A 14,343-nucleotide genomic window follows, 5' to 3' on the forward strand; every position below is an offset into this window, starting at 1 on the left:
TTCATCAGGAAAACTTCGGCAGCGAAACGGCCCTAGAGTTCCGGCAGCCCACTTCGGCATCTTCCTTCGGCACCTCCGGCAGGCTCCCCATGAGTCCCGCGCCAGCGTTGCCGCATGGCCGTTGCCAAGGGCCGCCCGGGAACCACGAGGTCGCCGGTAAGCGGCTGGGGGCCGCGGAACAGCTCGTCGAACAGCTTGTCAGCCTGCAATTGTTAGCCTGTAATTGCCAGCCTGTAAAAGTTCGTCAGACCTGTCCACCCAAGCTGCTCACCAGGCCTGCTCGCCGGGACTGCTCGCCGAACCACCACCGGATTTCGCATTGTAAAAAGCAATCTTCCATTATCCCCTGCACAGTTTCTTCCTTCAACCCCGCGCGCTAAACGGACGCTTTCAATGACTTCGCTCTTCGCAGCCGTAGAACTGGCTCCTCGCGACCCCATCCTGGGCCTGACAGAACAATTCAACGCCGATACCCGCAGCAATAAGGTCAACCTGGGTGTGGGCGTGTATTACAACGATGAAGGTCGAATTCCCCTGCTCAAGGCCGTTCGCAAGGCGGAGCAGGCGCTCGTCGACGCCGCATCCGCACGTGGATACCTGCCCATCGAAGGGCTGCCCGGCTATAACCGCGCGGTGCAGGAACTGCTGCTGGGCGCCGGTTCGCCCTTGATTGCCGAAGGCCGCGTGCTGACCGCCCAGAGCCTGGGCGGGACCGGCGCCCTCAAGATCGGTGCCGACTTCCTCAAGCGCCTGGTGCCCAATGCCAAGGTCGCCATCAGCAACCCGAGTTGGGAGAACCACCGCGCCCTCTTCGAATACGCTGGCTTCGAGGTGGTCAACTACCCCTATTACGATGCCGCCACCCATGGCGTGGACTTCGCCGGCATGATCGCGGCGCTGGAGAGCTATCCGGCCAATACGATCGTCGTGCTGCACGCCTGCTGCCACAACCCCACCGGCGTGGACCTCACCAGCGAGCAATGGGCCAAGGTCGTGGAGGTCGTCAAGGCGCGTGGCCTGATTCCGTTCCTCGACATTGCCTACCAGGGCTTCGGCGACGGCATCGACGCCGATGCGACCGCCGTGCGCCAGTTCGCGGCGGCTGGCCTGACGGCGTTGATCAGTTCATCGTTCTCGAAGTCGTTCTCGCTGTATGGCGAGCGCGTGGGTGCCCTGACCATGATCGCCTCCGACAAGGACGAGAGCGCCCGGGTGCTGAGCCAGCTCAAGCGCGTGATCCGCACCAACTACTCCAACCCGCCGACCCACGGGGGCACGGTGGTGGCCAAGGTGCTGACTTCGCCCGACCTGCGCGCCGAGTGGGAAGCGGAGCTGGGCGAAATGCGCGACCGCATCCGCACCATGCGCGCCTCGCTCGTGGCTAAGCTCAAGGAACGCGGCGTGACCCGCAACTTCGATTTCGTGCTGCAGCAGCGCGGCATGTTCTCGTACTCGGGCCTGACGGCAACCCAGGTCGATCGCCTGCGCGAGGAGCATGGCATTTACGCTGTGTCCACGGGCCGCATCTGCGTCGCGGCGCTCAACAGCCGCAACATCGACGCAGTGGCCGATGGCATCGCCGCCGTGTTGAAGTGATTTGGAGCATGGAGTGATTCATGCTATAGTCTTGGGCTCGATTCCCCGATAGCTCAGTCGGTAGAGCGACGGACTGTTAATCCGCAGGTCGCAGGTTCGAGCCCTGCTCGGGGAGCCAAAGATCAATGAAGACGGACGCTTCGGCGTCCGTTTTTTATTTCCGGCCGGCGCCCCTGCCACCTCTCCTTGCGAACCCATCCATGCGGCTTGCGGGGCGTGGGTTTCCGGTCGGCGCTCCTCCCCCTTCTCGCCCGCCCCCTCTTTGCCGCGGCGCTTCCAGCCGTTTGCGACAACCGTGCCCGCCCTTCGAGCGCCGGCTAGGGGCAATAGGTTTATTCAACATTCAATCTTGATCAATGCCAGGCTGTTCGGTACCTTGCCGCAGCGCGTCCGCTGGCGGCCATGCCTGGCACGGCGGAGCGGCATTCCGTCAGGCCGGCCTCACGATAAACACACTGCGAGATTTCTCGTGCCGGCAAAACGCTAGAGGAGACTCATGAAAACGAAAGTTCGCGCTTTTCTGTCCGCAGCGCTGCTCGCCGTGTCCAGCGCCGCAGCCCATGCGGACACCTTCCCGTCCCGCCCGATCCGCTTCGTGGTGCCGTTCGGGCCGGGAGGAGGCACAGACATCGTCGCGCGCTTGGTGGCGCCGTATCTTTCCGCAGAGCTCGGGCAACAGGTAATCGTCGAGAACCGGCCCGGCGCAGGGGGTGCCATCGGATCCAACATGGTGGCCAAGGGGCCGGCCGACGGGTACACCATTCTTTTCGCAGAGAGCGCACGGACGATCGCCCCGTCGATGCAAAAGGACCTCCCCTTCGACATCACGAAAGACCTGGAGCCGATTGGAATGATCGCCGGCACGCCCCTGCTGTTGCTCGCCCATCCCCAGGCTCCCGTCAAGACATTGGATGAGCTCATCAGCTACGCCAAGGCCAACCCCGGCAAACTGACATACGGAAGCTCGGGCAACGGCACCCCGCAGCATTTCGCGGTCGAATTGCTGAAATCCGCGGCAGGCATCGATCTCGTGCATGTACCGTATAAAGGGGCGGCAGCGGTCGTGTCCGATGCGGTGGGCGGGCAGATCAACCTGGCATCGGCTACATACGCGCCCTCGGTCGAGTACATCCGCAGCAAGCGCTTGGTGCCGTTGACTGTCATGGAGCCCAAGCGCCTGCCCGCGCTGCCGGATGTGCCCGCTGCGGCCGAACGCTACCCAGGCGTCACGATCAGCATCTGGTTTGGCATCATGGTGCCGGCCGGCGTGGAGCCTGACGTTCGCGCCAAGCTCGAGAACGCCGTCAAGAAAGTCGTGGCCAACCCGGAGTATGCCAACAAGCTCAAGGCGGCCGGCTTCGAGGCTACGCAGGAGACGGCAGCCGAAATGAAGGCGCGCATCGAGCGCGAAGTGAAGCTGTTCGGCGAGGTCGCGAAGAAGGCGGGCATCAAGCCTGAGTGATCCGGCCCTGGGGCGGGGGCATTTCCGGCCTCATCCCGGGACTGGAGTATGATCGGCCCATGGCCGCTTACGCTTCCTCACGCCTCGCCTGGCTGGCACTGCTGTGCGTACTCTGGCATGCCGCCGTCCCGATGGTGCACGCGGCCGCCGGCAGACAGCAGTTGGTGGCCGAGCTCTGTTCCCATCAGGGAACGGCCTCGGTTCCGCTGGGGCCGCTAGACGGCGGCGCCCACGTCTTGGCGGCGCTGCAGTGCCCCTTGTGCCTGGCGGGCGCCCACGCCGCTGCGCTTCCGCCCCCTCCGTCCGATCCGGCACGGACCGTCCTGCTCGACTGCGGTCCGGCCTATCATGTCGATTTTTCGGCCTGGACTTTTCCCCTTCCCCCTTACCTGCATTTCTCGTCCCGCGCGCCGCCGGCATGACGCTTGGCTACGTGAGAGAGCTCGGGCGCGTCGTACCCGCCGCGCCCGCATCGACCCGCATTTTTACGACGAGAAAAAACATGCAGATTCGCCCTTTTCTTTCTAGCTTCTTGGTTTCTCTGCTCGTTGCCGGCGCGGCCAGCGCACACGCCCACGGCTACACTGCGGGCAGCATCCGTATCGAGCACCCGTGGGCCCGCGCCACGGCGCCCGGCCAGCCCAGCGGAGGGGGATTCCTCAAACTCACGAACGCGGGCGAGGCGGACAAGCTCATCGCCGTCCGGGCCGATGTCTCGGCGTCGACCGAACTGCACACGATGCAAATGGAAGGCGACATCATGCGCATGAGGCAAGTGGACGCCATCGCCGTGCCGGCAGGTGGCGAGGTGGAGCTCAAGCCCGGCGGCTACCACATCATGTTCGTGCGGCTGAAGGCGCCACTGAAGGAAGGTGCCAGCTTCCCGGCCACGCTCGTTTTCGAGAAGGCGGGCGAGGTACAGGTAGAGTTCAAAGTCCATGCGCCGGGTGCGCGGGGCGGCGAACACGGAACGCACGGCATGCACCACTAAAGAGCGCCGCCGCGACGTAGAGCCGGCACAGGTCTTGCATTGGAACGAGAAAGGATGAATTCTTCTGCTTCGGAAATGTTGGTTGCTGCCCGAGATCATGACATCCTCGCTTCCTGCCTGGACCGGAATCGTCGTATGACTGCGATGTACAACGGGATGCCCCGGGAGGAACTCGACGTCGCCTACGATAATTGCGCCGCCGTGCTCAACAGCGCGGTGCTGATGGCGGAGTTCAACGAGCGCAGCGCCAAGCTGCGGGCGGCGTATCCCCAGTACCTCGACCTGCGCTACGGGCCGGCCTCGCGCAACCGGATCGATTACTTTCCGGCCGCGCGGCCCGGCCCGCTCATGGTGTTCATCCACGGCGGCTACTGGCAGTCAGGCTCCAAGGATAGCTTCAGCTTTTTGGCCGCCGGGCCGCTTGCCCACGGGCTGCACGTGGCTGTGGTGGGGTATACGCTAGCGCCGGAGCAGTCCCTGGGCGGCATCGTGGGTGAAATCCGCTCGGCCATCGGTTGGCTGACACGGCATGCATCACAATGGGGCACCGACCCGGATCGCCTTATCGTCTGCGGCTGGTCGGCCGGGGCGCACCTGGCCGCCATGGTGCTTGACGAGCCGGGTGTCAGCGCAGGCCTGGCCATCAGCGGCATCTATGACCTCGAACCCATCCGGCTCAGCCACTTGAATGAAAGACTGTGCCTGTGTCCGCCGGACGTGCAACGGCTCAGTCCCTTGCACCGACCGCTCAGCCGCCGCGAACTGATCCTGGCGTACGGCGCGGCGGAGCTTCCGGAATTCCAGCGCCAGGCCGAGACATTCGCTGCCGCGCGCGCCGGCTTGCCCGGTGAGTTGCTGCGAGTGGCCGACCGCAATCACTTCACTATCTTGAACGACCTGGCCTCACCCGATGGCATCTTGGTCCAGCGCGCCTGTAAGCTCGCCGGCCTATAAGCTATAAGCCGGACGCCATCAGGGCGCGTCCCGCAGTTCCAGCACGGAACGACCGCGGCTCAAGCCTGTCAGGACCTGCTTCAACGCATCTAGGTTGGCGCGCGGCACTTTGATCGAGAGGCGGGCACCGTGCTCGTCGAAATGTTCCTGGACGACCTCTGCACCATGGCTACGCAGCCGCGCCTTGAACAGCGGCAGTTCGGCGAACGTGCACGAGACTTCGGCTTCGGTTACTTCCACCAGCGGCACGCGCCGTCCCAGGCGCAGGCAATTGGCGGCGCAGCCTCCATAGGCGCGCACGAGCCCGCCTGCCCCCAGGAGCGTGCCGCCGAACCAGCGCACCACCAGCACTGCGACGCGGTCGCAGGACTGTCCGTCTATGGCCTGCAAGATGGGGCGCCCGGCAGTGCCGCCCGGTTCGCCATCATCGTTGAAGCGATACGAAGCGCCGATGCGGTAAGCCCAGCAGTTATGCGTGGCCGTGGGATCGGAATGCCTGGCGAAGAAAGCCATCGCGTCATCGGCGCTCGAGACCGGCGCCGCATGCGCGAGGAACCGGCTCTTGCGGATCTCCTCGCGGTAGCTGCAAGGCGCTTCGAGCGTAAAGAGGGAACTCATGGCGGCAAGTTTACCGCCCTGCTCGCGTCCTTTGACGCCGCATTTTTTTCTGCTATAGTTACGGGCTCGATTCCCCGATAGCTCAGTCGGTAGAGCGACGGACTGTTAATCCGCAGGTCACTGGTTCGAACCCAGTTCGGGGAGCCAAATTCGATGAGGAACGGACGCCCAGGGCGTCCGTTTTTCGTTTCAGGGTATGCTCGCCGCGAAACGCCGCGGCAGCGGCAAGACGAATACGACCCGGCGGAAGGACGGTCCGTGCCCCCAGTGTCTCCTCCCCTCACCCATCGGCGCATTCTCGCGATGGCCTTGCCCATCGTGCTTGCCAATCTCACGCAACCCTTGATGTCGGCCGTCGATACCGGGGTAGCAGGCCATCTTCCCGGCCCGGAATACCTGGCAGGCGTCGCATTGGGCGGCTTGCTATTCAGCTTTCTTTTCTGGGGCTTCGGTTTCTTGCGCATGGGAACCACCGGCCTCGTCGCCCAGGCCTGGGGCAAAGGCGACGAACCCGCGCTCGCCGCGACGGTGGTGCGTGCCATGATCCTGGCCGCCGCAATCGGACTACTCCTGCTGGCATTGCAAGGACCACTGATCGCGTTGGGCCTGGAACTGCTGGGAGGGAGCGCGGAAGTCACCCGGCAGGCGACGGCCTACTGCCGGGGCCGGATCTGGGCGGCTCCGCTCGCTCTCGCCAACTACGTCATCCTGGGCTGGCTGCTGGGTTGCCAGCGGGTACGCATCGCGCTCGGCCTGCAAATCCTGATCAACCTCGTCAACCTCGCGGCCGTGCTGCTGTTCGTGCACGTCTTCGACTGGGGCGTGACCGGCATTGGCGCGGCCACGGCCGCGGCCGACGGCGTCGGCACGCTGGCCGGCGGGTTCCTGCTATGGCGCTCCCACCGGTCTGCCTGGCCGGCCCTGCGCCTGGCGGCCTTGCTCGACGCCTCGGCCATGCGGCGGCTGGTCGGCATCAATATCCACATATTCATCCGCACGGCCTGTCTGCTGGCGAGCATGGGGTGGTTTGCACACCTTGGTGCCATGCAAGGCGACACGGTGCTCGCCGCCAATGCCCTCTTGCTGAACTTCCTGACCTTCATGGCTTTCGGCCTCGACGGTTTCGCGCATGCAGCGGAGGCACTGGTCGGTTCAGCCGTAGGCGCGGGCGACGCCCCGGGGCTGCGCCGCGCGGTGCGGCTATGCATGGGCTGGGCCGCCGCCGGTGCGCTGGGTTACGCGGCGGCATATGCCGCGGCAGGCCCCGCCATCGTCGCCATGCTGACTGACCAGCCGGTGCTGCGCGAAACGGCCGCGCACTTCCTGCCGTGGATGGTACTGGCGCCCATCGCCTCGGTCTGGGCTTACCTGTACGACGGCATGTTCATCGGCGCGACGCAGACCCGGACGCTGATGTATTCCATGCTCTTGTGCGGCGCCGCCTTCCTCGGATTGTCCCTGGGGCTGTTGCCGAAGTTTGGCAATCACGGCCTATGGCTGTCTTTTCTTACTTTCAACGCCCTGCGCGGATTGACGCTGCACCTGGCAGCTCCCCGCACGCTTTACCGCGCACCCGGCGCGTCCGTGTCGGCAAATGCATCCTGATGCGGGGTTATCCCCGCATCCTGTGGACAAGCTTGGGGACAGCAGTGGAACAAACGGAAACGGCCCGCATCACAGCGCGCTTTGAGGTTCCCCGCCCACGAATTGAGCAGCGCATCCCGCCAGGCGCTGCTGCCCCTTTGCCTTGACAATGGCTTGCTTGGCCGATTATGGTCACGCCCCTTGTATAGAGATGGTGATCCCATGGTTGTCTGGCTCAAAGTGCCCTATGCCGAGAAGGACGAAGCCAAGGCGCTAGGGGCCAGGTGGTCTCCCGCGCAGAAGAAGTGGTACGTCAAGGACGCCGCCGATCTCACGCCTTTTCAACGCTGGCTGGACGTCGATGCGCCTGCCTCGGCCGTGGCGGCGCCCGTGGACGAAGCGCCGCCGGCCAACGGAGCCGTGATTTTTTGCGACGGTGCTTGCCGTGGCAATCCCGGCGGCCCGGGCGGCTGGGGCGCGCTGATCCGCACGCCGGACGGCACCGTGGAAATCTTTGGCGGGTCTCCGGACACGACCAACAACCGCATGGAGTTGACCGCGGCTGCCGAAGCCTTGCGCTGGCTGCCGCAGCCTTGCGACGTCGTCGTCTATACCGACTCCCAGTACGTCGTGAACGGCATGAACCAATGGCGCCATGGATGGGTGCGCAAGAACTGGAAAGACGTCAAGAACGTCGAACTCTGGAAGACGCTGATCGCAGAAGCGGATCGGCATCGTGCCACGTTCAAGTGGGTACGCGGACACAACGGCCATGTCGGCAACGAACGGGCCGATGCACTGGCCAACGAAGGCCTGGATCATGCGCAACGTACGGGCAAGAGCGAAGCCGTGGTGCGCGTGGTGGCAGGAAGCGGAACGTCGAACTGACCCGTTGGCGCCGCGTTCTCCCTCAGATCGAGGATGGGTCGGCCGCGTACAATGCCGCCCCATGATTTTCCGCTCGCTGGCATTTTCACTGCTTCTCTCCTTGCTTCCCGCTCATGCCGCAGACCTGGTCACCCGGCCGGGCGCCGTCGGCCACCGCGATTTCCGGCATGCCAAGCAAGTCCTCCCCAAGGTCTATGCAGGCCTAGAAAGCACGTTTTATTGCGGATGCCGCTACCGCGGCAAAAGCATTGACTTTTCCTCCTGTAGCTACCAGGTCCGCAAGGACGCCCGCCGTGGATCACGCCAGGAGTGGGAACACGTCGTGCCAGCCTGGGTCATCGGCCACCAGCGGCAGTGCTGGCAACGCGGCGGACGCAAGCACTGCGCGGCCGTCGACCCGGTCTTCCGCAAAGCGGAAGGCGATCTAGTCAACCTTGTTCCCGTGATCGGCGAGATCAACGCGGACCGCTCTAATTTCCGCTATGCCGTGTGGGCAGACGACCCGCCTCCCATCTATGGCCAATGCCGCACTGTCGTGGACTTCAAAAAGCGCCGCATACAGCCCCGGCAAGTGGTGCGGGGACGCATTGCACGCATCCAGATGTACATGGCCACCACCTATGGCCTGCACCTGAGCCAACAGGATCGGCGCCTGTTCTGCACCTGGGCCCGGGCCTATCCGGTGGACGCCTGGGAGCGCGAACGGGAGCACCGCATCCAGCGCATACAGGGCAGCGGCAACCGCTTCGTCTCCGACCCGGCGGCAGTAGACAGTTTCTGCAGCCGTAGCTAAGGCGCGCGAGCACTCCTCCCCGCCGTGGGCCGAGCCCCTGGGGAAGGATCAGCCCACGGATGGCGGGGACATGGCGACAGCGGTGACTTGACGGAGATACTGTATATTCATACAGTATCCATCCGTTGTGTTCGCGCATCCCCATGCCTGCTTTCGCTGCTTCCTCGCCCTCGGCTTTGCCCGCCATCCACCCGCTGCTCTGGCGGGGGTCGCAGCTCGCACGGGCCGACCAGCCGTGTGTGGAGACCGGCCATCCCGAACTATCCCGCAATCTGCCCGGCGGGGGCTGGCCCCTGGGGCAGCTCATCGAATTGTTGCTGCCGCACTCCGGCATAGGCGAGCTCAGGCTGCTGCTGCCCGCCCTGCGCAGGCTTCCCCCCAAGCGCAGCATCGTCCTGCTTCGACCTCCGCACGTCCCCTGCCAACAGGCCTGGCTGGCCCAGGGCTTTCCGGTCCGGCAACTGCTTTGGGTGTCGCCCAGGGAAACGACCAATGCCCTATGGGCCGCCGAGCAAATCCTCAAGCACGGAAGCTGCGGGGCCTTGCTTTACTGGGCGGAGCATTCGTCCGCCACGGCCCTGCGGCGGCTGCACTTGGCCGCGCAAGGCGGAGAAACCGCTTTCTTCATGTTCCGCCCGGCCGCCGCGGCACAAGCCTCCTCTCCAGCCTCCTTGCGGCTGCTGCTGCAGCCGGCCGGGGATCGGCTATGCCTGCGCATACTCAAGCGCCGCGGCCCCTGCCAGGAAACCCCCTTGGTGCTGCCGCTCGCGCCTGCCCCCTCGGCGCCGGGCGACGCCGTTCCGTCTTCCGAGCCCCATCATGCGGTTGTGGATAGCCGTCTACCTGACGCAACCCAGCCTCGACGCACTGAACCCGCTCTGGTCGGATGAGGCCGCGCCCGCCGTGGCGGTCCTGGATCACGAGCAGGTGGTAGCCGTCACCCCCGAGGCCCGCAGGCTGGGCGTGCGTCCAGACATGCGCAAAAAAAGCGCAGGCGCGGTGGCGCCCCACGCCTCGTTCATCCAACGCGACGCCGAACGCGAGCAGCAACTGCTGAAGGCTGCCTCGCTCGCCATGCTGCAATACACCCCCGACGTCGCCTTCGGTCCCGAGGCCAGCCTGCTATTGGAAGTCGGCCCCAGCCTGCGGGCCTTCGGCGGCCCGGCCTCCTTGTGCCGGCGCATACGCCGCAGCATGGGCGAGCTCGGCTGCCAGTCCCGCCTCGGCATGGCTCCCACTGCCCTCGGCGCATGGCTGCTCGCGGCACGTGCTACCCCCGGCCCGCGTCGGGTGCTGCGGCTGCCGGCACTCGTGCGCAACCTGGGGAACATTCCCTGCACCCTGCTGCCCGCTGCCCGCCCGCACCGTGAATGGCTCGAAGGCATAGGCTGCCGCACCCTCGCCGCGCTGCTCCGCTTGCCGCGTGCCGGCATGCAGCGCCGCTGCGGCCCCGATTTGCTTCGATCGATCGACCAAGCCTACGGGCACCATCCAGAAGTCTTCGAATGGATACGACCCCCACTCGAGTTCTCGGCCCGCATTGAATTACTGGCCCGCATCGAACATGCTCCGGCCGTGCTCACGGTGGCCAGGCGGCTCATCCAGCAATTGGCGGGATGGCTCAATGCAGTACAGGCGGCCGTGTGCGCCGTCGTGCTGGTCCTGGAACACGAACGCGGCCGCCATGCCCGCCCTCCTACGCGCCTGTCCATCGCGCCGGCAGACCCCGAATGGCAGCCCGATCATTTATTGCACCTGCTCAAAGAACACCTGGGGCGCCTGTCACTCCAGGCGCCGGTCATCGCCGTTGGCCTGCAGACCGACCGGCTCGCACCCCGCGAGCCGGCGCCAGACGACCTCTTCATCGAGCCCGGAGGAGAGCCTGCCCGGGAAGGGCGCCTGCTGGACCTGCTGACGGCGCGCCTGGGCCCCGGCCAAGTCTTGGCTGCCCGGCCACAGGCCGATCACCGTCCCGAGGCGGCCAACCGCTGGCTGCCGGCACTCGGGCCGTTCCGCTCGGCCGCCACGGCGGAAAACTTCTCTGCCGAGCGTCCGTTCTGGCTGCTGCAGCGGCCCATTCCTCTCGTCATGCGTGAGCATCGACCGTATTACGGCACGCCGTTGCGCATCTTGCGCGGGCCCGAGCGCATCGAAGCCGGCTGGTGGGACGGCTCGCCCATTTCCCGCGATTACTTCGTGGCCGAAAGCGAAGACAAAATCCGCTATTGGATTTATCTCGACCGGTCTCTGAAGGAGCCCCGGTGGTACCTGCACGGCCTGTATGCCTGACGCCATGGCTGCTCCACCTTCCCTTCCCGGCATCAGCCTGCCTCCGTACGCCGAGCTGCAGTGCCTGACCAACTTCAGTTTCTTGCGCGGCGCCTCGTGGCCGGAGGAAATGGTGGACCGCGCCGCCGAGCTCGGTTATGCGGCCCTGGCCATCACCGACGAATGCTCGCTGGCGGGTGCGGTACGCGCCCATGTCCGGGCCAAGGAGAAAAAGCTGCCGCTGATCTTGGGCAGTCAATTCCGCCTGCAAGACGAAACGGACTCGCCCGGGATGGAGCTCGTGCTGCTGGCCACGGACAAGGAAGGCTACGGTCACCTTGCGGAATTGATCACGTACGCCCGTTCCCGAAGCGCCAAGGGCAGCTACTGCTTGCGCGCGGACGATCTCGCGCATCCCCCTGCAGGATATGCCCATTTGCGCGGCATGCCGCATTGCCTCGCCATTCTCGTCCCCGCCCATGGAATAGGCGCGGATCGCCTGTCCCGGCAGGCCGAATGGCTGGCCGCGACCTTCCCCGGACGGTGCTGGCTCGCATTGAGCTTGCTCAACCTTCCAGGAGACGACCATCACCGCAACACGGTGGAAAGCATCGCGCGCCAGTATGCATTGCCCGTGGTGGCCACGGGACGGGTGGAAATGCATGTCCGCTCCCGCAAGCCCTTGCACGACGTCTTATGCGGCATCCGCTTGCGCCGGCCCGTGGGCCAATGCGGATATGCGCTGGCGGCCAACGCGGAGCAACACCTGAGGACTCGCGTCCACCTGGCCAGGCTCTATCCCCCTGAAGCGTTGGAAGAAACCGTGCGTATCGCCAAACTGTGCGCCTTCGACCTGGACCAGCTGCGCTACGAATATCCCGAAGAACTCGTGCCGGCGGGGCATACACCCGCTTCCTACCTGCGCAGCGAAACCTACGCCGGGGCGCGCAAGCGCTATCCAGAAGGGATTCCCGAACGCATCCGGACCCAGCTCGAGAAAGAACTCGCGCTGATCTCCGAGCTGCGCTATGAGGCCTATTTCTTGACCGTGTACGACATCGTCAAGTTCGCGAACAGCCGCAACATCCTCTGTCAAGGACGCGGCTCCGCCGCCAATTCCGCAGTCTGCTACTGCCTGGGCATCACCGCAGTCCGGCCCGAAAGCATCGACCTGCTCTTCGGGCGCTTCATCAGCAAAGAGCGCAACGAACCGCCCGACATCGACGTCGACTTCGAGCACCAACGCCGCGAAGATGTCATCCAATACATTTACAAAAAATACGGCCGCGACCGGGCGGCGCTGACCGCCGTCGTCATTTCCTACCGCTCGCGCAGCGCACTGCGCGACGTGGGGCGCGCGCTCGGCATGGATCTCGCCCTGGTGGACCGCGTCGCCAAGGCCCACCAATGGTGGGATGGAAAAAAGAACATCCTGAAGCGCCTCGAGGAATGCGGCTTGGCGGCCGACTCCCCAGAAGCGCAGCTTTGGGCGAACCTGGCCGAACAATTGCTCGGTTTCCCGCGCCATCTATCTCAGCACCCCGGCGGCTTCGTCATTTCGCACAGCAAACTCTCGCGCATGGTGCCCATCGAGAACGCCGCCATGAAAGACCGCAGCATCGTGCAATGGGACAAAGACGACCTCGATGCCGCGGGACTGCTCAAGGTAGACATACTGGCCTTGGGCATGCTCACGGCGCTACGCCGGGCGCTGGAGCTTGCCAGCCGGCGTCGCGGGCACACACTGGAGCTCTACGCCGTGCCGCACGGAGACGAGGCGACGTACGACATGATCTGCAAAGCGGACACCATAGGCGTGTTCCAGATCGAGTCGCGCGCGCAAATGAGCATGCTGCCCCGCCTGCAGCCGCGCAATCTGTACGACCTCACCGTCCAGATCGCCATCGTGCGGCCGGGCCCCATCCAGGGCGGCATGGTGCATCCGTACCTGCGCCAGCGCCAGCAGCCGGAACGCATTCGATACCACAGCCCGGCAGTCAAGAAAGTCCTGGAGCGCACCTACGGCGTTCCTATTTTTCAAGAACAGGTCATGCAGCTCGCGATGTGCGCGGCCGGCTATACAGAGGGAGAAGCCGACGAGCTGCGCCGCTCCATGGCGGCTTGGAAGCGCAAAGGCAATCTCGAAAAACACTACGAAAAAATCATCCGCGGCATGCTGGCTAACGACTACGAACTGGAATTCGCCCAAAGCATCTGCCGCCAGATACAAGGCTTCGGGGAATATGGCTTTCCCGAATCGCATGCAGCCAGCTTCGCATTGCTTGCCTACGCAAGCGCCTGGCTCAAGTGCCATGAACCGGAGGCCTTCCTGGCGGCCTTGCTCAATAGTCAGCCCATGGGGTTTTACTCGCCTTATCAATTGATCCAAGATGCCCAGCGACATGGCGTGGAAATTCGCCCGGTAGACGTCCTCGCTAGCGATTGGGATGCCACGCTCGAGCCTGCTGGCGAACGTCCCGCGGTACGCCTGGGGTTGAACCAGGTGCAGGGGCTGTCCGAAAGCGCGGGGCGCCGCATCGAAGCCGCCAGGAAAGAAGCGCCGTTCCGGAATGCCACGGACCTGGCGCGCCGTGCCGATCTCGATCGCCAGGCTTTGCAAGCCCTTGCCGCCGCTGATGCCCTGCGCTCTTTGTCGGGACATCGGCGCGCCGCGCTCTGGGAAGCAGCCGACAACGTTCCCCAGCCCGGCCTGCTGCGCGACGCCATGCCCTATGAGCCAGCGCCGCTGCTCGATGCGCCGGGCGAGGCCGACGACATCCGGGCCGACTACGAAGCCTTGAAGCTCACGCTGCGGCGCCATCCGTTGGCGCTGCTGCGCGAACGCCTCACGCGGCGCGGCTTCATGCCCGCTTCGGTCCTGAAAACTTACCCGGACCGCCGACTGGCGCGCGCTTGTGGCATCGTCACGGTGCGCCAGCGGCCAGGTACGGCCAAAGGTACCGTATTCATCACGCTGGAAGACGAAACGGGCCAGGTCAACGTCATCGTCTGGTCGGGCCTGGCTGAACGCCAGCGCCGCGAATTGGTAGGTGCTCCATTGCTGGGTGTATACGGTACCTGGCAATCGCACCAGGGCGTGCAGCACCTGCTGGCGAAACGGCTGGTCGACCTCACTCCCCTGCTTGGCAAGCTCGTCGTATCGAGCCGCAATTTCCATTGAGGAAGGCC

Annotated in this window: 12 protein-coding genes, 2 tRNA genes and 1 pseudogene; 14 read left to right on the plus strand and 1 reads right to left on the minus strand. The window is 64.9% G+C overall.

Annotation, left to right across the window (positions count from 1 at the left end):
• The first annotated feature begins 393 nt into the window (after positions 1-393).
• The 6 genes from Q0319_RS09600 to Q0319_RS09625 all read left to right on the plus strand — a co-directional run bounded on the left by Q0319_RS09600 (position 394) and on the right by Q0319_RS09625 (position 5,003).
• Complete coding sequence (locus tag Q0319_RS09600; RefSeq protein ID WP_299452002.1) at positions 394-1,596, plus strand: amino acid aminotransferase; 1,203 nt, start codon at positions 394-396, stop codon at positions 1,594-1,596.
• A gap of 42 nt (positions 1,597-1,638) precedes the next feature.
• Positions 1,639-1,714 (plus strand) — tRNA-Asn (locus tag Q0319_RS09605).
• 378 nt (positions 1,715-2,092) lie between these two features.
• Positions 2,093-3,058, plus strand: coding sequence for a tripartite tricarboxylate transporter substrate binding protein (locus tag Q0319_RS09610; protein WP_299452003.1), 966 nt, complete (start codon positions 2,093-2,095; stop codon positions 3,056-3,058).
• A gap of 59 nt (positions 3,059-3,117) precedes the next feature.
• On the plus strand, positions 3,118-3,480 hold the full coding sequence (locus tag Q0319_RS09615; RefSeq protein WP_296467082.1) for a DUF2946 family protein: 363 nt from the start codon (positions 3,118-3,120) through the stop codon (positions 3,478-3,480).
• A gap of 80 nt (positions 3,481-3,560) precedes the next feature.
• Positions 3,561-4,049: a copper chaperone PCu(A)C gene (locus Q0319_RS09620; protein WP_296467079.1), complete on the plus strand. Its 489-nt coding sequence runs from the start codon at positions 3,561-3,563 to the stop codon at positions 4,047-4,049.
• Positions 4,050-4,184: 135 nt separating this feature from the next.
• Complete coding sequence (locus Q0319_RS09625) at positions 4,185-5,003, plus strand: alpha/beta hydrolase (RefSeq protein WP_296467076.1); 819 nt, start codon at positions 4,185-4,187, stop codon at positions 5,001-5,003.
• 18 nt (positions 5,004-5,021) lie between these two features.
• Here Q0319_RS09625 and Q0319_RS09630 read toward each other — a convergent pair whose 3' ends face one another.
• Positions 5,022-5,621, minus strand: a complete 600-nt coding sequence (locus tag Q0319_RS09630) for a YigZ family protein (RefSeq protein WP_296467073.1) — start codon at positions 5,619-5,621, stop codon at positions 5,022-5,024.
• A 71-nt stretch (positions 5,622-5,692) separates the two neighbouring features.
• Between Q0319_RS09630 and Q0319_RS09635 the strand changes: the two genes are divergently transcribed.
• The 8 genes and pseudogenes from Q0319_RS09635 (at position 5,693) to Q0319_RS09670 (ending at position 14,335) form a co-directional block, all read left to right on the plus strand.
• Positions 5,693-5,768, plus strand: a tRNA-Asn gene (locus Q0319_RS09635).
• Positions 5,769-5,924: 156 nt separating this feature from the next.
• The gene (locus tag Q0319_RS09640) at positions 5,925-7,226 is read left to right on the plus strand and encodes an MATE family efflux transporter (protein ID WP_296467089.1); all 1,302 of its coding nucleotides are present in this window, start codon (positions 5,925-5,927) and stop codon (positions 7,224-7,226) included.
• Positions 7,227-7,427: 201 nt separating this feature from the next.
• Positions 7,428-7,547: pseudogene (locus tag Q0319_RS09645) on the plus strand (DUF5710 domain-containing protein); the annotation flags it as partial.
• Positions 7,548-7,625: 78 nt separating this feature from the next.
• Positions 7,626-8,093 (plus strand): ribonuclease HI, encoded by a 468-nt coding sequence (rnhA, locus tag Q0319_RS09650; protein WP_296467084.1) that lies wholly within the window; start codon positions 7,626-7,628, stop codon positions 8,091-8,093.
• Positions 8,094-8,154: 61 nt separating this feature from the next.
• Entirely contained in the window at positions 8,155-8,886 is a 732-nt protein-coding gene (locus tag Q0319_RS09655; protein WP_296467071.1) for an endonuclease, read from the plus strand.
• A 143-nt stretch (positions 8,887-9,029) separates the two neighbouring features.
• A complete protein-coding gene (gene imuA, locus Q0319_RS09660; RefSeq protein WP_296467067.1) occupies positions 9,030-9,776 on the plus strand; it encodes a translesion DNA synthesis-associated protein ImuA in 747 nt (248 codons plus the stop codon).
• Positions 9,706-11,175 (plus strand): DNA polymerase Y family protein, encoded by a 1,470-nt coding sequence (locus tag Q0319_RS09665; RefSeq protein ID WP_299452007.1) that lies wholly within the window; start codon positions 9,706-9,708, stop codon positions 11,173-11,175. Before imuA ends, Q0319_RS09665 begins: the two co-directional genes overlap by 71 nt.
• A 4-nt stretch (positions 11,176-11,179) precedes the next feature.
• Positions 11,180-14,335 carry an error-prone DNA polymerase gene (locus Q0319_RS09670; RefSeq protein ID WP_296467062.1) on the plus strand — a complete coding sequence of 1,052 codons (3,156 nt, stop codon included), beginning with the start codon at positions 11,180-11,182 and terminating at the stop codon, positions 14,333-14,335.
• Positions 14,336-14,343: the final 8 nt, after the last annotated feature.

Source organism: uncultured Pigmentiphaga sp. (genome assembly GCF_937950555.1).
Classification (GTDB): Bacteria; Pseudomonadota; Gammaproteobacteria; order Burkholderiales; family Burkholderiaceae_B; genus Pigmentiphaga.